Origin of the sequence: Actinophytocola sp. (assembly GCF_036002505.1) — a bacterium.
GTDB lineage: Bacteria > Actinomycetota > Actinomycetes > Mycobacteriales > Pseudonocardiaceae > DASYTH01.
The window spans coordinates 1-20,334 of sequence record NZ_DASYTH010000121.1 but is presented as its reverse complement, the minus strand read 5'-3'; the positions used below and the strand labels follow the sequence as shown (position 1 = coordinate 20,334).

Genomic DNA, 20,334 nt, shown 5'->3' with positions numbered 1-20,334 from the left:
GGGTGGTACTAGTCCACATTGGAGTGGCAGAGTGACCTGGTCGTGGGGCGGTAGGAGCGCCCGCAATGGAGGTGGGGCGTCGTGCCGGGACGACGAGTACGGGCCGCGGGCGTCGCGGCCGTGACCGTGGCGCTGGCCCTGATGCTGGTGCCGGGCATCGCCGTCGCGGTCCCGCCGCCGCCACCCAACCCGAGCGACACCGATCTCAGCGGCAGCCGCGCGGACGCCAAGGCCAAGGCCGGCAAGGTCGGCGAGTTGACCAACCGGGTGGCCGACGCGGAGTCCCGACTGATCAGCTTGCAGGCCGCGGTCGAGCGGAAGATGGAGGAGGCCAACAAGGCCCTGGTCGACCTGCAGTCGGCGCAGGAGGCGGCGCGTCAGGCCAGGGCGGACGCCGACGCCGCGGCCCGCGAGGCCGGCGGTGCCGGCCAGGTGGTCGAGGACGCCCGCCACGGGCTCGACGAGTTCGCCGCCGGCAGCTTCAAGCAGGGCAGCATGATCGGCTCGATGTCGGCCTACCTCGGCGCGGTGAGCCCGCGGGACCTGCTGGAGCGGGCCCAGCTGCTGAACGCGGTGAGCGGTAGCGAGCTCGACGCGCTGGACGTGCTGGAGCGGGCCAAGGTGGCCAAGGCCAACAAGGACTCCGCCGCGCGGGCCGCGCTGGAGCTGGCCAACGCCAAACAGGCTGAGGCCGAGCGGGCCAAGCGGGCCGCGGACGCGGCGACCGAGGCGGCCCGGCAGGCCCAGCGTGACCAGGTGGCCCGGGCGCGGGCGCTGCTGGCCGACAAGGAGGACGCCGAGCGTCAGCTCGCCGATGCGCAGGCCCGGGTCGGCGGGCTGGAGAACCAGCGGCAGCGCTACCTGGACTGGCTCGCCACCAAGCAGCGGGAGGACGCGCTGCTGGCCCAGCAGGCCGCGGCCGGCGGCCGGCCGGTGAACGTGCCCGCGGCCGGCCGGGTCAAGGTCGTGATCGGGCGGGCGCTGGCCCAGCTCGGGGTGCCCTACGCCTGGGGCGGGGGCGACGCGAACGGGCCGACCCGGGGCATCCGGGACGGCGGCGTGGCCGACGCGTTCGGCGACTACAACAAGGTCGGCTTCGACTGCTCCGGCCTGATGGTCCACGCCTTCGCCGGGGTCGGCGTCCGGCTCCCGCACTACAGCGGCTACCAGGCCCGCGCCGGCCGGCATGTGCCGCTGTCCGCGATGGCGCCGGGGGACATGCTGTTCTGGTCCGACGGCGGCGCCATCCATCACGTCGCCCTGTACCTGGGCAACGGGCAGATGGTCGAGGCGCCGTACTCCGGCTCCCGGGTGCGCATCGCCCCGGTCCGCTACGGCGGTATCGAGCCCTACGCGACCCGCGTGCTCTAGGGATGAAGTGCTATGAAAGACGCCTTCAGGGCGTTGAGCGTCCCAATGGGTCCCTTCACAGCACGAGGCTGAACGACCCGCTCCGGGGGCGCCAGCCGGCGGGCGGGTCCTCGCCGACCCGGCCGTCCACGGATTCGCGGAGCAGGTCGGCGTGCCCGGTGTGCCGGCCGTACTCCTCGATCAGGTCGCAGACGAGCCGGCGCAGGCTGGCGTGCCGCCCGTCGGGCCAGCTCGCGTGGACGAGCTGGTCGAGCCCGCCGCCGGCCAGGGCGGCGTCGAGCCTGGCCCGAGACCGTTCCACGGCGCCGTCCCACAGTGCGTAGAGCTGTTCGGGAGTGTCGCCCGCGGCCGAGGTGAACGGCCAGTCCGGGCTGTCCCAGTCGGCGGTGTTCCACGGCGCGCCGAGGGGTTCGCCGCGGAACTTCGTGGTGAACATGTGGTCCTCCACGACGGCCAGATGCTTGAGCAGGCCGCCGAGGGTCAGCGCGGAGGCGCCGATGCGAGCCCGCAACCCGGCCGCGTCGAGGTCGTCGGCCTTCCAGCGGAACGTCGTGCGCAGGCGGTCGAGCGCGCCGAGGAGGTGCTCGACCTCGGTACCGGCGGCCGGTGGCTCCCACGGGTATTCGCTGTCGGTCATGGGCGCCACCGTACCCCGGGCGCCGGCGTGCTCTAATGCGGTCATGTCCTTCGCCGCGGTGATCCTGGCCGGTGGCAAGGCATCTCGACTGTCCGGTGTGGACAAGGTGATGCTCGAGGTGGGCGGGCGGAGCCTGCTGGGCCGGGCGCTGGACGCGGTCACGGGTGCCGACCCGGTGGTCGTCGTGGGGCCGCGCCGGGAGCTGGCGGTCGATGTCGTGTGGACCCGCGAAGAACCGCCCGGCTCCGGTCCGATGGCGGCGCTGGCCGCCGGGATCGCCGTGCTTCCCAGCCGGGTCAAGGAAGTCGCGGTGCTGGCCGCCGATCTGCCCAACATCGGACCGTCCACAGTGGATCGATTGCGGGCGGCCGTCGGGGACCGGGCCGGCGCGGTGCTGGTCGATCCGGGCGGCCGGCGGCAGTGGCTGATCGGGGTGTGGCGGGTGGCGGCGCTGCGCGAGGTGCTGCCGGCGGACCCTGCCGGGCGCTCGCTGCACGCGGTTCTCGGGACGTTGCCGCTGGCCGAGGTGGCCGCCGGGCCGGGGGAGTCCGCGGACGTGGACACCCCGGACGACCTACCCTGAGAGGGGTCTTCACAGCGGTCACACCGCTGATCAGGTGTGCTGTAGTTGGTGAATTGCACCGGTTATGAGGAGGTTCGAGTTGACCGAGCCCGCGGGCGGCGCGCCCCAGAACAGCACGCCGGCGCGCGACGCCCAGCTGCTCGAGCGGACCGTGTTCGAGGTCAAACGGGTGATCGTCGGGCAGGACCGGCTGGTGGAGCGCATGCTCGTCGGCCTGCTGTCGAAAGGTCACCTGCTGCTCGAGGGCGTTCCGGGCGTGGCCAAGACGCTGGCCGTGGAGACGTTCGCCAAGGTGGTCGGCGGCTCGTTCGCCCGCGTGCAGTTCACTCCGGACCTGGTGCCGGCCGACATCCTCGGCACCCGGATCTACCGCCAGGGCAAGGAGAGCTTCGACGTCGAGCTCGGCCCGGTGGTCGCCAACTTCGTGCTCGCCGACGAGATCAACCGGGCACCGGCCAAGGTGCAGTCCGCCATGCTCGAGGTGATGGCCGAGCGGCACGTGTCCATCGGCGGGCAGACCTTCCCGATGCCCGACCCGTTCCTGGTGCTGGCCACGCAGAACCCGATCGAGAACGAGGGCGTCTACCCGCTGCCCGAGGCGCAGCGCGACCGGTTCCTCTTCAAGATCATCGTGGACTACCCGACCGCCGAGGAGGAGCGGGAGATCGTCTACCGGATGGGCGTGAACCCGCCGGAGCCGAGCCAGGTGCTGAGCCCCGCCGAGCTGGTCCGGCTGCAGGGTGTGGCGTCCACGGTCTTCGTGCACCACGCGCTCGTCGACTACACGGTGCGGCTGGTGCTGGCCACCCGCACACCCGGCGAGCACGGGCTGACCGATGTCGCCGGCTGGGTGGCCTACGGCGCGTCCCCGCGGGCCAGCCTCGGCATCGTGGCCTCGGCGCGGGCGCTGGCGCTGGTCCGCGGGCGGGACTATGTACTGCCGCAGGACATGGTCGACGTGGTGCCGGACGTGCTGCGGCACCGGCTGGTGCTCTCCTACGACGCGCTGGCCGACGGCGTGCCGATCGACCACATCATCTCCCGGGTGCTGCAGACGGTGCCGCTGCCGCAGGTGTCGGCGCGGCCCGCGGTCGGCGGCGGGCACCCGGCGCCGGTGGGGGTCTCCGGCCGGCCATGACCGGGAAAGCGGCCGAGGGCAAAGCGGAGCGACGCGGTGTAACAGCGGAACGGCCCCGGTGGGCGCCGCCGATCCTGCAGGGTGAGCGGATGGAGGCCGGCCTGCGGCTGCTCGAGCTGGACGTGCGGCGCAAGCTGGACGGGCTGCTGCAGGGAAACCACCTCGGGCTGGTCCCGGGGCCGGGCTCGGAGCCCGGGGAGGCCCGCACCTATCAGCCCGGCGACGACGTGCGGCGGATGGACTGGGCGGTCACCGCACGCACCACGGTGCCGCACATCCGGGAGACCGTGGCCGACCGGGAGCTGGAGACCTGGCTGGTCGTGGACCTCTCGGCCAGCCTGGACTTCGGCACCGCGGCATGTGAGAAGCGGGACCTGGTGGTGGCCGCGGTGGCCGCGGTCGCGCACCTGACCGGGGGCGGCGGGAACCGGATCGGCGCGGTGATCGCGACCGGCGAGCGGACCGTCCGGCTGCCCGCGCGGGGCGGGCTGGCCCACGCCCGCGGGCTGGTGCGGCAGGTGGCGGAGACGCCGCGCGCGCCCGAGGGCACCCGCGGTGATCTCGCCGAAGCGGTCGAGCAGTTGCGCCGGCCGCCGCGCCGGCGCGGGCTGGCCGTGGTGATCTCCGACTTCCTCGGGCCGACCACCTGGCAGCGCCCGCTGCGCGCGCTGTCCGCCCGGCACGACCTGGTCGCCATCGAGATACTCGACCCGCGGGACATCGACCTGCCGGACATCGGCACCGTCGTGCTGGCCGACCCGGAGACCGGCCGGCAGCGCGAGGTGCACGCGTCCGCCTTGCTGCGTAAGGAGTTCGGCGCCGCGGCGGCCGAGCACCGGGCCGAGGTGGCCAGTGCCGTCCGCCGGGCCGGCGGCGGCCATCTCGTGCTGCGCACCGACTCGGACTGGATCGCCGACACCGTCCGGTTCGTGGTCTCCCGCAAACGCCGGTGGTCGGGAGGGGTTGCTTGAGATGTTCGGGTTGTCGTTGGGGCGGTTCGCCGCTCCCTGGTGGTTCCTGCTGTTCCTGGTGATCGCCGCGCTGGTGGCCGGATACGTTGTGGTGCAACGGATGCGGCGCAAGCGCACGATGCGGTTCACCAATCTGGAGCTGCTGGACAAGGTGATGTCGAAGAAGCCCAGCCGGTGGCGGCACGTGCCGGCGATCGTGCTCGTCGGCGCGTTGATGCTGCTGACCACGGCGATGGCCGGACCGACCGCGCAGCAGCGGGTGCCGCGCAACCGGGCCACCGTCCTGCTGGTGATCGACGTGTCGCTGTCCATGCAGGCTCGCGACGTCCAGCCGACCCGCCTGGCCGCCGCGCAGGTGGCCGCCAAGTCGTTCGCCCAGGGCCTCACCCCCGGCGTCAACCTCGGCCTCATCTCCTTCGCCGGCACCGCAACGGTCCTGGTCGGCCCGACCACCGACCGGGTACCGGTCACCTCGGCCATCGACGGGTTGAAGCTCGCCCAGTCCACCGCCACCGGCGAGGCGATCTTCGCCGCGATCCAGTCCATCGACGGCTTCTCCCAGGTGGTCGGCGGCCCCGACGGCCCACCCCCGGCCCGCATCGTCCTGATGAGCGACGGCAAGCAGACCATCCCCACCCCCAACGGCGACGACCCGCGCGGCGCGTTCACCGCGGCCCGGGCGGCGGCGGAGAAGAAGGTCCCGATCTCGACCATCTCCTACGGCACCGAAACCGGCTCCGTCGACATCGACGGCAAGTCCCAGAACGTCCCGGTCGACGACGACTCCATGCGCGAGATCGCCAAACTCTCCGGCGGCGAGTTCTACAAAGCCGCCAGCGCCGAACAACTCCGCTCGGTCTACGACACCCTCGGCGAACAGATCGGCTACGAAACCAAAGACGCCGACGCCAGCCGCCCCTGGCTCATGCTCGGCACCCTCGCCGCCCTGTTGGCCGCCGGCAGCGCCCTGGTCATCAGCCAACGCATCCCCTGAGAATCCCGCGAGTCCCCGGTTCCAGCACGCGAGTTCCCACTTCGTGCGCGGCTACCGAGACTGAGACAGGCATTGCCCCAACCCGATAATTGGCAGTATGGAACGCCCGCGGGCAGCTGTTCACCGCACGATCATTCTGGTGGATGTCGAGGGGTTCGGGGATCGACACCGCACCAATCATCATCAGGTTGCGGTCCGGGAGGGTCTGTACAGCGCCGTGCGGCGGGCATTCGACGCCGCCGGTATCTCCTGGGCGGATTGCGACCACGAGGACCGCGGCGACGGCGTGTTCATTCTGGCCCCGGCCCAGCTGCCCAAGGCGCCGTTTGCAGAGGTCCTGCCGCGGGCCTTGGCCGAGAAGCTCCATGAGCACAACACCACGCATGGCGCGGAAGAACGGATCCGGTTGCGGATGGCGCTGCACGCCGGCGAGGTCGCCTACGATGAGCACGGCGTGACGGCGGCATCGGTCAACCTGGCATTCCGGCTCCTCGACGCCCCTGCGGTGAAGACCGCGCTCGCCGAATCGCCAGGCGTGCTGGCGGTGATCGCCTCGGGGTGGTTCTTCGAGGAGGTGATCCGGCATTGTGTGCATATCGATCCGGCGTCGTTCCTCCCCGCCACGGTCGCGGTGAAGGAGACCGTGACCACGGCATGGGTCGGCCTGCCCGATCATCCGTACCCGCCCGACCCCACGCGGCTGACGGCCGAACCACCGGCGGGACCGGTGCCGCATCAGTTGCCGGCTGCGCCGGGCCGGTTCATCGGTCGTACCGATGAGCTCGCCATCCTGACCGCTGCCGTGAACGCCCCGGCCGGAGCGGGAGGCACGGTGGTGATCACCGCGATCGCCGGAGCCGGCGGCATGGGCAAGACCTGGTTGGCCCTGCGGTGGGCGCACGAGCACCTCGACCGTTTCCCCGACGGTCAGATGTTCGTCGACCTGCGGGGTTTCAGCGCGGACAACACGCCCATGCCGCCCGAGATCGCTGTCCGCGGATTCCTCGAGGCCTTCGGCGTCGACACCGCCCACATCCCGGTCGACCTGCACTCCCAGGCGGCGCTCTTCCGCAGTCTGGTAGCCGGCAAGCGGATGCTGATCGTGTTGGACAACGCCGTCGACGCCGCGCAGGTGGCCCCGCTGCTGCCGGGCAGCTCCACCACAACAGTGCTGGTCACCAGCCGCAATCACCTGCCGGGGCTCATCACCGCGCTCGGCGCCCACCACCTCCGGGTCGACATCCTCACCGACGCGGAGGCCCGCGCCCTGCTCTCCGCCAGGCTTGGCGCGGACCGCGTGGCGGCCGAACCCACCGCGGTCGACGAGTTGGTCGCCTACTGCGGCGGGCTGCCGCTGGCGTTGAGCATCGTCGCCGGCCGCGCCCGCACCCACTCTCACCTGCCGCTCGACACGTTCGCCGCGGAGCTGCGCGAAGTTGGGCTGGACGCGCTGGACGACGACGACCCGACCGCCAGCCTGCCGGCAGTGCTGTCGTGGTCGGTTCGCGCGCTCACCGCCGACCAGGCTCGGGCGTTCGGACTGCTCGGGATCGCTCCCGGACCGGACATCGGCCTGCCCGCGGCCGCCAGCCTCACCGGCTGGTCCATCCCCCGGACCAGGGCGGTGCTTCGTGGGCTGGACCAGGTATCCCTGCTCGGGCAGGACACCGGCGGTCGCTACCGGGTGCACGACCTGATCCGCCGCTTCGCCGCCGACCACGCTGGGGTTGACCAGATGCCGGCGCTGCGGCGGCTGGTGGATTTCTACCTGCACACTGCCTACACCGGCGAGATGTTGCTCGATCCGGACCGCCCGGTGATCCAACTCCATCCGCCGGCGCCCGGCTGCCGGCCCGATTCGTTGCCCGACTACGCGGCGGCCCTGGCGTGGTTCGAAGCCGAGCAACCCGGAGTGCTGGCCGCCCAGCAGGTCGCCGCCGCACACGGCTGGCACCAGGCCGTGTGGCAGCTGGCTTGGTCCTTGTTCACCTTCCATAGTCGCCGGGGACATTTCCACGACGAGGTCGCCGCCTGGCGGTCCGGGCTTGCTGCCGCCATGCACCTCGGTGATCGTGACCGCGCCCGCGCCCACCACCATCTCGGCCGGGCGTACGCCCTGACGAGCCGCCACGGCGACGCATTGGATCACCTTCACCGGGCCCTCACCCTGGCCGAACATGTCGGTGACCAACGACTCGAGGCGCACACTCATCGGATGCTCGCAGTCGCCGCCGGGCGACAAGGTGATGATGAGCGGGCGCTGAAGCACGCCACCCGCGCCCTGCACTGCCTGCAAACCCTTGACAATCGGATGCGGGAAACCGAAGCACTCAACGCGGTTGCCTGGTATGCCGCCCGACTGGGTCATTACGACCAAGCCCGCGCCAACAGCGAAGCCGCTCTTGCCGCGCACCGCGAGCGTGGCTACCGGAATGGGGTGGCGGCCGCGCTGAACACCCTGGCCTACGTCGCGCACCACACCGGCCGGCACACCGACGCCATCGACTACTACCAGGAGGCCCTCACTCTGCGCCGTGAGCAGGGCAACGTGTACAAGGAGGCCGAGATCCTCGACGGCATCGGTCAGCCGCACTGCGCGCTCGGCCGGCACGACGAAGCCCGCGCGGCGTGGCGGCAGGCCCTACGGCTGTATGAGGTCCAGCACCGCGGCGCCGACGCCGAGCACGTCCTGCGGCAACTGGACGCGCTGGACGGTTCGTGCAGCGAATGATCTTGTGGATCGTCGACGAATACCACAGCTGTTGAACCCGGTGCAGGGGGTGGGCGAAGAGGCGGGTTAACCTCACGGGGCAGGGGGAGCGGTGAGGCGAGGAGTGCGTGCGTGGGACGATCTGTGCTGGTCACGGGTGGTAACCGGGGGATCGGGTTGGCGATTGCTCGGGCTTTCGCGGCGCAGGGGGACAAGGTCGCGGTGACGCATCGGGGGTCGGGGGCGCCTGAGGGGATGTTCGGAGTGCGGTGCGATGTCACTGATGCCGGGCAGGTGGATGCCGCCTTCAGGGAGGTGGAGGACGCGCATGGGGCGGTGGAGGTGTTGGTGTCGAATGCCGGGATCACCGATGACACGTTGTTGATGCGGATGGGGGAGGAGCAGTTCACCCGGGTGGTGGATGCCAACCTGACTGGGGCGTACCGGGTGGCGAAGCGGGCTACGCGGGGGATGCTCAGGGCGCGGTGGGGGCGGATGATCTTCATCTCGTCGGTGACGGGGATGATGGGGTCGCCGGGGCAGGTGAACTATGCGGCGAGCAAGGCTGGGTTGATCGGGATCGCGCGGTCGATCACGCGGGAGCTGGGGTCGCGGAACATCACGGCGAACGTGGTGGCGCCGGGGTTCGTCAGTACCGACATGTCCGACGCCGTGTCGGAGGAGCGCAAGGGGATCATTCTGCAGTCGGTGCCGGCCGGGCGGTATGGCGAGGTGGACGAGGTGGCGGCCGCGGTAACCTTCCTCGCCTCGGACGCCGCCGGGTACATCAGCGGAGCTGTGCTGCCCGTCGACGGCGGCTTGGGCATGGGGCACTGACCAGCGAGATCAGCGGGAGGACCATCGTGGCGGGACTGCTCGAGGGCAAGCGTCTGCTCATCACCGGCGTGATCACCGACTCGTCCATCGCGTTCCACGCCGCGAAGATCGCGCAGGAGGAGGGTGCCACCGTCGTGCTCACCGGGTTCGGCCGGATGAGCCTGGTCGAGCGGATCGCCGCGCGGCTGCCGGAGACGCCGCCGGTGCTGGAGCTGGACGTGACCCAGCAGGAGCACCTCGACGGGCTCGCGGACGCCGTCGGGTCGCATGTGGACGGTCTGGACGGGGTGCTGCACTCGATCGCCTACGCGCCGCCGTCCTGCCTCGGCGAGGACTTCCTGGACGCGCCCTGGGACGACGTGGCCACCGCCGTGCACGTCTCGGCGTACTCGCTGAAGTCGCTCGCGGTCGCCTGCCTGCCACTGCTGAAGGGCGGCGGCTCCATCGTCGGCATGGACTTCGACGCCCGGATGGCCTGGCCCGCCTACAACTGGATGGGCGTCGCCAAGGCCGCCCTCGAGTCGACCACCCGCTACCTCGCCCGCGAGCTCGGCCCCAAAGGCATCCGGGTCAACCTCGTCGCCGCCGGCCCGCTGGGCACCATGGCGGCGAAGTCGATCCCCGGCTTCACCATGCTCCGCGACGCCTGGGGCGAACGCGCCCCGCTCGGCTGGGACACGTCCGACGCGACCCCGGTCGCCCGCTCCGTCTGCGCCCTTCTTTCGGACTGGCTCCCCGCCACCACCGGCTCCATGGTCTGGGTCGACGGCGGCGTCCACGCCCTCGGCATGTAGCAGGTCAGCAGGTGCGGCACTCCCGGAACACGCTGATGCCGAATGTCGTGCTGCCGGAGCCGCCGGCCGCGGCCGTCGCCGTGACGGTGACGGTCCAGCTGCCGACCCAGTTGAGCAGCGGCCCGGAGATGAGGCCGGTCGACGGGTTGATGCTCAGCTTGCTGCCGCTGAGTCCGGTCGCGGACCACGTGTAGGGCAGGGTGCCGCCCTGCGCGGTCATCTGGATCCTGATCTCTTCGGTGTCGGCGAAGCTCCGACCGCCCGGGTTGATGACGATCACCGAGGTGACCACCGATTCCGCCGCGGTGGCCGGCGCCGCCGGGACCGTGGCCAGAATGACCGCCGCGGCGGCGACCACCCAGAAGCTGACAACTCGCCGGATCCCCGGTATGTGAAGGATTCCCATGACCGCATCGTCGTGGAGAAGTCACAGTGTGCGATACGGCCCCGGGGACAATTGCGGCCTTCGGCCTACCCGACTGCGCCGGGACGCGGAGCCGGTGTTCAGCCGCTCCGCCGGCATCGTGAGATCAACTCATGCCAGGCCGGCACATCGAACGTCAGCACGGGCCCCTCAGCGCTCTTGGAGACCCGGACGACCGCGACGGGGCCGATGGCCACCTCGACGCAGTTCCCCGTGGGACTGTCGCTGTAGCTGCTTTTCCTCCACGCCGTCGTGGGCATCGGAGTCGACTCCCTCTCGGTCGTAGTCGCTTGCCAGTGCGGCAAGGTACTCCCGAGAGTGTCCCTCACCCAGGGCAACATCCGCGATAATCGAGACGAGGTTGCGGTAATCCTCGACGTACTCACTGTCTTCGAGGAACAGCCCGCACGTCATGGCTTCCAGGTACACCAGTGGTTCGTGGTTCGTGTACTCGAAGAGCACAAACGGCCCGCCAACTGTGGCTAGGGCGCCGGCTGGTACGACCCGGAGGGCCACCTGCGGCAGCACGGCTGTTTCAAGATCACCCGAGTGGCTGCTGTTGCTGATGGGACTGTGGTGACGCCAGGTATTCCAGTGGCTCCGAAGTCGTGCGACGAAGGACGCTTTCCTCACGCTCGGCGTGAGAAAGGACGCATTCGTCGCACCCACTCCACAGTGGACACTGAGGTGTCGCGCGGCTCCAGCACCACCGGCACGCCAACGGCCTCGGGTAGCACCACCTGAGGCGCTGCTCAAACGATCTTGAAACGGCCCTGCCTGCGGCAGGCCGTCGAGCAGCAGCAATGCGAGCAACTGCTCGTGCATGATCGTGGCGTCGCCAACAGCCAGCTGGAGCGCGTTTTCATGCACGAAGAAGTTGAAACGGGCCGGATCCGGCCCGTGCAGGATCCGCTGCCGGGTCTTCCGAATGCGCACCGCCAGTTTCGGATCCCAGCCCGGCCACCGTTTCTCCATCAAGACACGGATATAGCCCTCGGTCTGCAGGAGACCTGGCACGAGCTCAGGTTCGTAGCTCGTCGATGCATTCGCGGTGCTGTCGTGGTAGATCAGCGCGCGGGTCGCGTCGGGCAGACCGGACTCGTGCCGGCGCAGCCAGTGCCCGGATGTCGCCTCGGCCTCGCGGCACATGGCGCGCAGCTCGGCGCTGCGCTTGCCGTAGACGCCACAGAAGGCCAGGTAGGTGATCACGTCGATGGTGCTCAGCTTGACCTGCCCGAACTCGCTGCGCGCCACCTTGCTTGCCGACCAGCCGAGTTGGCGCCCCAGCTTCGCCTCGGTCAGACCCGCCTCCCTGCGGTGCTTCCGCAGCTCAGCACCCAGCTCCCGGTAGCACGCCGAATCCCACCTCTTTCGCATGCTGAGCACGCTAGGAGACCCATCCGCCGAACCCGCCGCGCCGCGCGCGAACTCCACTCCAACGGATCAATCAACCCGGCAATGTGCCAGCTTGGCACGTGGTGCCGAGCCCGTCATCCGTGGCATGGTCCCATTCTGGCCAAGGCAGGGCGTATCCCGGTTTCGTGCTCGGCGTCGAATAGCGCGCACCACCGACAACTCGCTTCACACCTGGGTGGTGGGGTCTTTCCGGGCGTGGCCGGGCGTTGCGACATCATGTCGGGTGCATGACATGGGCGGCTGTGAAGAAGGGTTGGTCGTGGACGGGCCGGAGGCGTTGCTGTGGTTGTCGTTCGGGGGGCCGGAGCGGCCGGAGGATGTGCGGCCGTTTCTGGAGAACGTGACGCGCGGGCGGGGGGTGCCGGCGGAGCGGCTGGACGAGGTGGAGCGGCACTACCTGTCCTTCGGCGGGATGTCGCCGATCAACCGGTTGAACCGGGAGGCGATCGCGGCAACGGAGGCCGAGCTGCGGCGGCAGGGTTTGGAGTTGCCGGTGTACTTCGGGAACCGGAACTGGCATCCCATGATCGAGGACACCGTCGCGCGGATGGCTGCGGACGGCGTCACCAGGGCGCTGGTGTTCGCGACGAGCGCGTACGGGGGGTACTCGGCCTGCCGGCAGTACGACGAGGACATCGCACGGGCGCGGGCCGTGGTGGGGGAGGGTGCGCCGGAGCTGGTGAAACTGCGGCAGTACTTCGATCATCCGCTGTTCGTGGGGGCGTTCGCGGACGCCGTGCGGGACGCGGCGAAGGCGTTCACGGAGTACCGGTTGGTGTTCACGGCGCACTCGGTGCCGGTGGCGGCGGACGAGTCGGGCGGGCCGGCGGGTGACCGGCGGCGGTACTCACGGCAGGTGGCGGAGGCGGCGCGGCTGGTCGCGGGCGAGGTGGGGGTGGCGGACTACGACGTGGTCTGGCAGTCGCGGTCCGGGCCACCGCAGGTCCCGTGGCTGGAGCCGGACATCGTCGACCACGTGGAAGCGTTGCACGGCAAGGGAACGTCGGCGATGGTTGGGTGCCCGGTCGGGTTCGTCAGCGATCACCTCGAGGTGGTGTGGGACCTCGACACGGAAGCGGCGGAGCGGGCGCGAGAGCTTGGCATGGAGTTCGCCCGGGCGGCCACACCGGGTCAGGACCCGCGGTTTGCCGAGCTCGTGGTTGAGTTGATCAAGGAGCACACGGCGGGCGTGCCGGCCCGGAAGCTGTCGGACTTCGCGGCGGCGGGGCGCACGGTCAACGGGGCGCCGTGTGCGGCGGACTGCTGCGAACCGCCGCGAGGTAGGCCGCGCCCCGCGGGGACAGCCGGTAGCCGACCGGGAAGCTGAGCGTCAGCCCCAGGTTCTTGAGCTTGCGAACGTCCAGTTTGAACGGTGCGGTGTCGCGGCCGAGCGTGGCGGCGAGGTCGGGCGCCCGGACCTCCGGGCGTTCGGCGATGATCGCCAGGGTGGCCGCCGTCCATGGGCCCTCGCCGCTGGCCGCGTCCAACCGGGCCAGGCGCGCCGTTATCTCGTCCACATCGGACGGTGTCAACCGGTCGGAGCGGGCGAGTTCGTCCCGCGGATCCGGGGTGTCAACGAGACGGATCCTGAGCAGGTACACGGGATCCGCGGGGTCACCGCGGAGATCGGCGCGGGCTTCGTCGGGTGCGGAGAATCCGGCCGCGCGGGCGTCCTTCTTGGTGATCTTGGCCGGGTCGACGACCCGGACCTCGTCCACGGCGATCCGCCCGGCTGCGGTCCGGTAGATCTCGCCGGCCGTCACCTGCCGTGCCCGCCAGCGGCGGAACATCACCGTGATGGTGCCGTCCCGAATGCCCGCCTGCAGGCGCTTCTCGACGAGCACCAGCGGTCAGACCCGGCCCGACTGGTTGGACAGGGTGCGCACCGCCTCGTCGATGGCGGCGCAGCGGGCGATCCGGACCGCGTCGAACAGCGGCCGCAGGGCCTGGGCGCGCTTGGCCGCGGCCGACGCGGACAGCGCGCCGCCCGGCTCGTCCTCGCCGGCCAGGTCGAGGATGGCGGACACCTCGGTGGCGCGCTGCAGCACCCGCAGCGCGCGCGGCGGCATGCCCTCCGGCCAGCTGAGCTTGGGCGCCGCCGCCAGCCGGTCGCGCAGCTCCTCGCGGACGCCCGCGCGGTGCTTGGCCACGCCCAGCTCGGTGAGCATGCCGGCGGCCACCCGCATCGCGCCGGTCAGCTCGTGCTCCGCCTCGCTCAGCTGCACGGATCCGCCGGCGGCCGGCGGCGTGCCGAGGTCGAACACGGTCCAGCGCAGCACACTCTCGGCGACCAGCTCCGGCACGACGCCGAGCGCGCCGTGCACCACGGCCTCACCGGTGTGCAGCGCCTCCGCGGCGAACCTGCTGGACTGGCCGAGACCCCGCACGTCGCCCGGCACCGGGAGCACCAGCCGGCCACCGGACGCCCCGGCGCGACGGAGCGCGGCGAGCAGCGCGGCCAGATGCCCGGGCTCGCCGCCGCGCTCCGGAATGTCCACAGTGTCAGCCGTGCCCGCGTCGGCGGCCACCACCTCGTGCAGCTCCGCCCAGTCCTGCAAGGCGTCCAACACGTCGTCGGGCGCGGCGAACCCGCTCAACCACGCCGACGACCACACCACGAACGTCGCGCTCGGAGATGACACGTGGCTGAGGGTACGCGACGTCGGTGACCGCCCGTGCATGGGGAGATCACTTGCCCACCGGACCAACCCGGCGCCCGACCAGCTCCCGGAACTGTTGGTGTTGCTCGGGTCCGGCGAACGCGCGGTGCGGCACGGTGTAGATGGCGATCGCGTTGCCGGCCCCGGTCCGCACCACGAACCCGCGCCGGGTCTCCGCCCAGCCAGTGATCACCTCCCAGGGGAGGTCGCTGTAGGTGGTGCCGTCGACGGCCATCATCAGCAGCGAGTGCTCGTCCACCCGCCCGGTCATCGTGGTCTTCGCCCCCGGGTGCATCCGGAAGGAGATCCAGGCCATGACCGCCGGCAACACGATGATCACGGCCGCGTAGCCGAACCCGACCAGCGCCATGCGGACGTGCCCGAGGACCAGCAGCACCCCGCCGGCGAGTGCGAACGCGAGGGCGACCCACGGCAGGAACCGGACGAACGGGAATCCGGCCCGCACCCCATTCAGCCAGTCGCGGAGGGTCGGATCCCAGGTGAGCTCGATTTGATCGCTGCTCATGGCGGGAACGACACTAGGCGCATGACGCACCCCGGCCGGTCCCGGGTCGAGATGCAGCGCGAGGCCAGCGCCGCCACGACCCTGGAGCTCTTCTTCGACCTGGTCTTCGTGTTCGCGCTGACCCAGATCACCGCGATGATGGCCGACCGCGTCAGCGCCGGCACGGTGCTGCGCGGCATGCTGGTGTTCGCCGTGATCTGGTGGATCTGGACCGGGTACGCATGGCTGGCCAACGTGGTCAAGGCGGACGAGGGCTTCGTCCGGATCTGGATGTTCGCCGCGATGGCGGTGATGTTCGTGGTCGCGTTCGCCGTGCCGGAGGCGTTCGGCGACTGGGCCGGCGGGCTGTGGGGGCCGGCCGTGTTCGCGGTGGGCTACCTGCTGCTCCGGCTGATCCACCTGGGCGCGTTCTGGGCCGTCAGCGAGAAGGACGCCGGGCTGCGCCACCAGCTGCTGCTCTGGACGCCGAGCTGCCTGGTGCCGCCCGGCCTGCTGCTCATCGCGGCCACCACGTCGGGCGACGCTCAGCTCGGCCTGTGGATCGCGGCGGTGGTGTTCGACTACGGCTGGACGCTGCTGATCGGGGCCCGCGGCTGGCGGCTGAACTCGGCCAAGCACTTCGCCGAGCGGCACGGCCTGATCGTCATCGTGGCCATCGGCGAGTCGGTGGTGGCGATCGGCGTCGGGGTGGCGAACCTGCCGGTGTCCTGGCCGATCGTGGTGGGTGCGGTGCTCGGCCTGTCCGTGGCGGGGAGCCTGTGGTGGCTGTACTTCGACGTGGCCGCGCTGCTGGCCGAGCGGGCGCTGTCCCGGGCCCGGGGTGAGCACCGCGCGGCGCTGGCCCGGACCGCGTACACCTACTTCCACCTGCCGATGGTCGCCGGCATCGTCCTGGTGGCGCTGGGGTTGAAGAAGGAGCTCGAGTACGTCGGCGACGAGGCGCAGCACACGCTGTCCGACAAGCTGTACGGGGCGCCGCTGTGGGCCATGTACGCCGGCGTGGCGCTCTACCTGCTCGCGCACGTCGGCTTCGCCTGGCGCTCCTACGGCGCGGTCAAGCGGCAGCGGCTGGTCGTGGCGGTCGTGCTGCTCGCGCTGGTTCCGCTCATGGCGAACGCGCCGGCCATCGTCAGCCTCGCCGTGCTGGCCGGGATCCTGGCTGCGCTCAACGGGTTCGAGTATGTCCGGTTCGCGGCCGACCGGGACCAGATCCGGCATGCCGAACATGACCAGGAGCACTAGCTGGAGCTGCTCAACGTCGAAACCTGAGCCGCGGCCACGTAGCGTTGGGGCGTGACCGATACAGGGGTGTTGACGCCGCCCGGCGGGTTGCCGCGCACGGCGGGGGAGCTGCGCGCGGCCGGATACCTGCCGCGCGGGGTGAAGGACGAGATCAGGGAGAACCTGCTGGCGGCGCTGCGGGCCGGTCGGGACCCGTGGCCGGGTATTGTCGGCTTCGGGCATACCGTGCTGCCGCAGCTGGAACGGGCGCTGCTGGCCGGGCACGACGTGGTGCTGCTCGGCGAGCGCGGGCAGGGCAAGACCCGGTTGCTGCGCACGATGGTCGGGCTGCTGGACGAGTGGACGCCGGTGATCGAGGGCTCCGAGCTGGGTGAGCACCCGCTGGCGCCGATCACGCCGGAGTCCCGGCGGCGGGCCGCGGAACTGGGCGATGAGCTGCCGGTGGCGTGGCGGCACCGGTCCGAGCGGTACGCCGAGAAGCTGGCCACGCCGGACACGTCGGTGGGTGACCTGATCGGCGACGTGGACCCGGTGAAGGTGGCGGCGGGGCGCACCCTGGGCGACCCGGAGACCATCCACTTCGGACTCGTGCCGCGCGCGCACCGGGGCATCGTGGCGATCAACGAGCTGCCGGACCTGGCCGAGCGGATCCAGGTGGCGCTGCTGAACGTGATGGAGGAGCGGGACATCCAGATCCGCGGGTACACGCTGCGGCTGCCGCTGGACGTGTTGCTGGTGGCCACGTCGAACCCGGAGGACTACACCAACCGCGGTCGGATCATCACGCCGCTGAAGGACCGGTTCGGCGCCGAGGTGTGCACGCACTACCCGCTGTCGGTGGCCGCCGAGGTGGCCGTGGTCCGGCAGGAGGCGTGCCTGCTGGCCGAGGTGGGCGACCCGCTGCTGGAGGTGCTGGCCCGGTTCGTCCGGCACCTGCGCGAGTCCAGCGCCGTCGACCAGCGCTCCGGGGTGTCCGCGCGGTTCGCCGTCGCGGCCGCGGAAACCGTTGCGGCGGCAGCACTTCGGCGCTCGGCGCTGACCGGTGAGGACCCGCCGGTGGCCCGGCCGATCGACCTGGAGACGGTGCCCGCGGTGCTGCGCGGCAAGCTGGAGTTCGAGTCCGGTGAGGAGGGCCGGGAGCTCGAGCACCTCGCGCACTACCTGCGCCGCGCCGTGGCCGAGACCGCCCGGGAGCGGTTCCGCGGGCTGGACCTCAAACCGCTGGTGGCCGCCGTCGCCGACGGGAACCTGGTGGCCACCGGGGAGCGGGTGCCGGGCGCGGAGGTGCTCGCCGCGCTGCCGGAGCTGCCGGTGCTGCACGACGTCGCGGCGCGCGCCGGGGTGGCGGCCAGCGACCCGCCGGGCCGGATCGCCGCGGCCGTGGAGCTGGCCCTGGAGTCGCTGTTCCTGGGCCGCCAGCTGGCCAAGGACTCCGACGACGGCATGACGGTGTACGGGCCGTGAGCGGAGCTTGCGGAGCGAACCACCGACACTGCCCCGTCGCCGAGGGACGAGGCGGCCGGGTTCGCCGGCACCGAGCTTGCGAGGTGGTGGCGTGACGTCGTCCTTCGCCGAGCGGTACGCCTACGGGCCCTGGCACGACGGCCCGGACCCGCTCGCACCACCGGTGGATCTGCGGGCCGCGCTCGACGAGATCGGGCGGGACGTGATGGACGGCAGCTCGCCCCGCTCGGCGCTGGAGGAGCTGCTGCGCCGGGGCACCGGCGACCTGACCGGGCTGGACGAGCTGACCCGGCGGCTCTGGCAGCGCCGCCGGGAGATCCAGCGGCGCAACAACCTCGACGGCACGCTGCAGGAGGTGCGCCGGCTGCTGGACGAGGCGCTGGAGGCCGAGCGCGCGGCGCTGTTCCCCGATCCCGACGACGAGGCGCGGTTCCGGGAAGCGCAGCTGGACGCGCTGCCCCCGGGCACCGCGGCGGCGGTGCGCGAGCTGGCCGACTACGACTGGCGCTCGGAGCGGGCCCGGGAGGCCTACGAGAAGATCCGCGACCTGCTCGGCCGGGAGCTGATGGAGTCCCGGTTCGAGGGGATGAAGGAGGCGCTGCAGACGGTCCGGCCCGAGGACGTCGAGCGGATCCGCCGGATGATGGCCGACCTCAACGATCTGCTGCTGGCGCATCTGCGCGGCGAGGACACCACGCAGCAGTTCGCCGATTTCATGCGCCAGCACGGCGAGTTCTTCCCGGAGAACCCGCGCAACACCGAGGAGCTGATCGACGCGCTGGCCGCCCGCGCCGCCGCGGCCCAGCGGATGCTCAACTCGATGTCCGCCGGGCAGCGCGCGGAGCTCGCCGAGCTGATGGGCAGCGCCTTCGGTGACGCGAGCATGCTGGAGCAGATCGCCACCTTGGACGCGAACCTGCGGGCGCTGCGCCCGGGCGAGGACTGGACCGGGTCGGCCCGGTTCCGCGGGGAGAATCCGCTGGGGTTCGGCGAGGGCGCGGCGGCCATGCAGGAGCTGGCCGAGCTGGACGCCCTGGCCGAGCAGCTCGCGCAGTCCTACCCGGGCGCGCGGCTGGAGGACATCGACGTCGAGTCACTGCGGCAGCATCTCGGTGACCAGGCCGGGGTGGACGCCCGGCGGCTGGCCGAGCTGGAGCGGGAGCTGCGCAACGCGGGCCTGCTGGAGCGCGCCGAGGACGGCTCGCTTCGGTTGTCCGCCAAGGCGTTGCGCCGGCTCGGGCAGACCGCGCTGAAGGACGTGGTCGGCTCGCTGCGGTCCCGGCGGGGCGAGCGGGACACCGCGTTGGCCGGCGCCGCGGGGGAGCTGACCGGGGCGACCCGGCCGTGGCAGTTCGGCGACACCGAGCCGTGGGACGTCTCCCGCACGGTGCGCAACGCGGTCCTCCGCACGGCGTCCACTTCGGACGGCAAGGTGCAGCTCGACGTTGTGGACGTCGAGATCTCCGAAACCGAGCAGCGGACCCGGGCGGCGGTCGCCCTGTGCGTGGACACCTCGTGGTCCATGGTGCAGGACAACCGCTGGGTTCCGATGAAACGCACCGCTCTGGCGCTGCACCAGCTGATCACCACCCGGTTCCGCACCGACGCGCTGCAGCTGATCACCTTCGGCCGGCACGCCCGGACCGTGGAGCTGGCGGAACTCGTTGGCCTGGAAGGAGTCTGGGAGCAGGGCACCAACCTGCACCACGCGCTGCTGCTCGCCGGCCGGCACCTGCGCCGCAACCCCGACGCCCGCCCGGTGGTTCTGGTGGTGACCGACGGAGAACCCACCGCGCACCTGGAACCCGACGGTGAAGCCGTTTTCCAGTACCCGCCGGGCCGCACCACCCTGGTCAAGACGATCGCCGAGGTGGACGCCCTGGCCCGCCTCGGCGCCTCGGTCACCGTGTTCAAACTCGGCGACGACCCCAGCCTCGCCAAGTTCGTCGACCTGATCGCCCAACGCGGCGGCGGCCGGGTCGTCGCGCCCGACCTGGACGGCCTGGGCGCCGCCGTCGTCAGCGACTACCTGCGCACCCGCCGCCGGGGCCCGTAAAGTCCCGCACCATGGCAATCGGCATCCAGGTCACGTTCGACGCGGCCGACCCCGAGAAGCTGGCCGACTTCTGGGCCATCGCGCTCGACTACCAGCTCGAGCCGCCCCCGCCGGGCTTCGACAACTGGCAGGAGTTCGCCGCCAAGATCGGCCTGCCCGAGGACCGCTGGTACGACTACGCCGCACTCGTCGACGCCGAGCGCACCCGCCCCCGGCTGTTCTTCCAGAAGGTCCCCGAAGGCAAGACCGCCAAGAACCGCGTGCACCTCGACCTCAACGTCAGCCGCGGCGCCCCGGACAAGGCGGAGGCCTGGCACCGCGTCACCGTCCACACGGAACGCCTCGTGGCCGCAGGCGCCAAGGTCCTCTACGAATCGAACGACCCGACCGGCCGCTGCATGGTCATGCAGGACCCCGAAGGCAACGAGTTCTGCATCCAGTGAGAGTTGGATCGGCTCCATCTCAACGTGGCTCGGCTGTCGTGCGATGAAGGGGGCCTTTGTCACGGTGA

General features: G+C 71.3%; 20 protein-coding genes. 13 read left to right on the top strand and 7 right to left on the bottom strand.

The annotated features are described in order from the left end of the window. Positions 1–81: 81 nt before the first annotated feature. Positions 82–1,371 (top strand): NlpC/P60 family protein, encoded by a 1,290-nt coding sequence (locus tag VGR06_RS09965; protein WP_327558706.1) that lies wholly within the window; start codon positions 82–84, stop codon positions 1,369–1,371. Between the two features lie 55 nt (positions 1,372–1,426). Here the strand turns inward: VGR06_RS09965 and VGR06_RS09960 are convergent, their stop codons facing one another. Beyond that, a complete protein-coding gene (locus VGR06_RS09960; protein WP_327558705.1) occupies positions 1,427–2,008 on the bottom strand; it encodes a DUF664 domain-containing protein in 582 nt (193 codons plus the stop codon). Positions 2,009–2,051: 43 nt separating this feature from the next. Between VGR06_RS09960 and mobA the strand changes: the two genes are divergently transcribed. The 7 genes from mobA (at position 2,052) to fabI (ending at position 10,035) form a co-directional block, all read left to right on the top strand. After that, positions 2,052–2,591 (top strand): molybdenum cofactor guanylyltransferase, encoded by a 540-nt coding sequence (mobA, locus tag VGR06_RS09955; protein ID WP_327558753.1) that lies wholly within the window; start codon positions 2,052–2,054, stop codon positions 2,589–2,591. A 79-nt stretch (positions 2,592–2,670) separates the two neighbouring features. Next, on the top strand, positions 2,671–3,729 hold the full coding sequence (locus VGR06_RS09950; RefSeq protein WP_327558704.1) for a MoxR family ATPase: 1,059 nt from the start codon (positions 2,671–2,673) through the stop codon (positions 3,727–3,729). Then, positions 3,726–4,700, top strand: coding sequence for a DUF58 domain-containing protein (locus VGR06_RS09945; protein ID WP_327558703.1), 975 nt, complete (start codon positions 3,726–3,728; stop codon positions 4,698–4,700). Before VGR06_RS09950 ends, VGR06_RS09945 begins: the two co-directional genes overlap by 4 nt. A 10-nt stretch (positions 4,701–4,710) precedes the next feature. After that, complete coding sequence (locus VGR06_RS09940; protein ID WP_327558752.1) at positions 4,711–5,694, top strand: VWA domain-containing protein; 984 nt, start codon at positions 4,711–4,713, stop codon at positions 5,692–5,694. Between the two features lie 97 nt (positions 5,695–5,791). Then, positions 5,792–8,425, top strand: coding sequence for an ATP-binding protein (locus VGR06_RS09935; RefSeq protein ID WP_327558702.1), 2,634 nt, complete (start codon positions 5,792–5,794; stop codon positions 8,423–8,425). 111 nt (positions 8,426–8,536) lie between these two features. After that, entirely contained in the window at positions 8,537–9,241 is a 705-nt protein-coding gene (fabG, locus tag VGR06_RS09930; protein WP_327558701.1) for a 3-oxoacyl-ACP reductase FabG, read from the top strand. A gap of 26 nt (positions 9,242–9,267) precedes the next feature. Further along, the gene (gene fabI, locus VGR06_RS09925) at positions 9,268–10,035 is read left to right on the top strand and encodes an enoyl-ACP reductase FabI (RefSeq protein WP_327558700.1); all 768 of its coding nucleotides are present in this window, start codon (positions 9,268–9,270) and stop codon (positions 10,033–10,035) included. Between the two features lie 4 nt (positions 10,036–10,039). Here the strand turns inward: fabI and VGR06_RS09920 are convergent, their stop codons facing one another. The 3 genes from VGR06_RS09920 to VGR06_RS09910 form a co-directional block, all read right to left on the bottom strand. Next, complete coding sequence (locus VGR06_RS09920; protein ID WP_327558699.1) at positions 10,040–10,441, bottom strand: putative Ig domain-containing protein; 402 nt, start codon at positions 10,439–10,441, stop codon at positions 10,040–10,042. A 98-nt stretch (positions 10,442–10,539) separates the two neighbouring features. After that, positions 10,540–10,656, bottom strand: coding sequence for a hypothetical protein (locus VGR06_RS09915; RefSeq protein WP_327558698.1), 117 nt, complete (start codon positions 10,654–10,656; stop codon positions 10,540–10,542). Beyond that, positions 10,610–11,836, bottom strand: coding sequence for a helix-turn-helix transcriptional regulator (locus tag VGR06_RS09910; RefSeq protein ID WP_327558697.1), 1,227 nt, complete (start codon positions 11,834–11,836; stop codon positions 10,610–10,612). The genes VGR06_RS09915 and VGR06_RS09910 overlap by 47 nt, the downstream gene beginning before the upstream one ends. A gap of 271 nt (positions 11,837–12,107) precedes the next feature. Here VGR06_RS09910 and VGR06_RS09905 point away from each other — a divergent pair, with 271 nt between their 5' ends. Continuing rightward, positions 12,108–13,202 (top strand): ferrochelatase, encoded by a 1,095-nt coding sequence (locus VGR06_RS09905; RefSeq protein WP_327558696.1) that lies wholly within the window; start codon positions 12,108–12,110, stop codon positions 13,200–13,202. Here the strand turns inward: VGR06_RS09905 and VGR06_RS09900 are convergent. Genes VGR06_RS09900 through VGR06_RS09890 form a run of 3 tightly spaced genes read right to left on the bottom strand, consistent with a single transcriptional unit; the run spans position 13,111 to position 15,061 of the window. Further along, positions 13,111–13,719, bottom strand: coding sequence for a hypothetical protein (locus VGR06_RS09900; RefSeq protein ID WP_327558695.1), 609 nt, complete (start codon positions 13,717–13,719; stop codon positions 13,111–13,113). The two genes, VGR06_RS09905 and VGR06_RS09900, sit on opposite strands and share 92 nt — an antisense overlap. Before the next feature lie 6 nt (positions 13,720–13,725). Continuing rightward, entirely contained in the window at positions 13,726–14,517 is a 792-nt protein-coding gene (locus VGR06_RS09895; protein WP_327558694.1) for a hypothetical protein, read from the bottom strand. Positions 14,518–14,563: 46 nt separating this feature from the next. Continuing rightward, complete coding sequence (locus VGR06_RS09890) at positions 14,564–15,061, bottom strand: YcxB family protein (RefSeq protein ID WP_327558693.1); 498 nt, start codon at positions 15,059–15,061, stop codon at positions 14,564–14,566. A 21-nt stretch (positions 15,062–15,082) separates the two neighbouring features. On the opposite strand from VGR06_RS09890, the gene VGR06_RS09885 reads away from it, so the two are divergent. The 4 genes from VGR06_RS09885 to VGR06_RS09870 all read left to right on the top strand — a co-directional run bounded on the left by VGR06_RS09885 (position 15,083) and on the right by VGR06_RS09870 (position 20,266). Beyond that, positions 15,083–16,303 carry a low temperature requirement protein A gene (locus tag VGR06_RS09885; protein ID WP_327558692.1) on the top strand — a complete coding sequence of 407 codons (1,221 nt, stop codon included), beginning with the start codon at positions 15,083–15,085 and terminating at the stop codon, positions 16,301–16,303. A 69-nt stretch (positions 16,304–16,372) separates the two neighbouring features. Then, a complete protein-coding gene (locus VGR06_RS09880; RefSeq protein ID WP_327558751.1) occupies positions 16,373–17,767 on the top strand; it encodes an ATP-binding protein in 1,395 nt (464 codons plus the stop codon). A 91-nt stretch (positions 17,768–17,858) separates the two neighbouring features. After that, positions 17,859–19,823, top strand: coding sequence for a VWA domain-containing protein (locus tag VGR06_RS09875; protein WP_327558691.1), 1,965 nt, complete (start codon positions 17,859–17,861; stop codon positions 19,821–19,823). A gap of 11 nt (positions 19,824–19,834) precedes the next feature. Further along, the gene (locus VGR06_RS09870) at positions 19,835–20,266 is read left to right on the top strand and encodes a VOC family protein (RefSeq protein WP_327558690.1); all 432 of its coding nucleotides are present in this window, start codon (positions 19,835–19,837) and stop codon (positions 20,264–20,266) included. The last annotated feature ends 68 nt before the right edge of the window (positions 20,267–20,334 follow it).

Excerpts from the sequence above, each read along its gene's own strand:
- VGR06_RS09885 (WP_327558692.1), top strand. The coding sequence starts at position 15,083 with ATGACGCACCCCGGCCGGTCCCGGGTCGAGATGCAGCGCGAGGCCAGC.
- VGR06_RS09920 (WP_327558699.1), bottom strand. The coding sequence starts at position 10,441 with ATGGGAATCCTTCACATACCGGGGATCCGGCGAGTTGTCAGCTTCTGG.
- mobA (WP_327558753.1), top strand. The coding sequence starts at position 2,052 with ATGTCCTTCGCCGCGGTGATCCTGGCCGGTGGCAAGGCATCTCGACTG.
- VGR06_RS09935 (WP_327558702.1), top strand. The coding sequence starts at position 5,792 with ATGGAACGCCCGCGGGCAGCTGTTCACCGCACGATCATTCTGGTGGAT.
- VGR06_RS09905 (WP_327558696.1), top strand. The coding sequence starts at position 12,108 with ATGGGCGGCTGTGAAGAAGGGTTGGTCGTGGACGGGCCGGAGGCGTTG.
- VGR06_RS09890 (WP_327558693.1), bottom strand. The coding sequence starts at position 15,061 with ATGAGCAGCGATCAAATCGAGCTCACCTGGGATCCGACCCTCCGCGAC.
- VGR06_RS09870 (WP_327558690.1), top strand. The coding sequence starts at position 19,835 with ATGGCAATCGGCATCCAGGTCACGTTCGACGCGGCCGACCCCGAGAAG.
- VGR06_RS09960 (WP_327558705.1), bottom strand. The coding sequence starts at position 2,008 with ATGACCGACAGCGAATACCCGTGGGAGCCACCGGCCGCCGGTACCGAG.
- VGR06_RS09945 (WP_327558703.1), top strand. The coding sequence starts at position 3,726 with ATGACCGGGAAAGCGGCCGAGGGCAAAGCGGAGCGACGCGGTGTAACA.
- VGR06_RS09910 (WP_327558697.1), bottom strand. The coding sequence starts at position 11,836 with ATGCGAAAGAGGTGGGATTCGGCGTGCTACCGGGAGCTGGGTGCTGAG.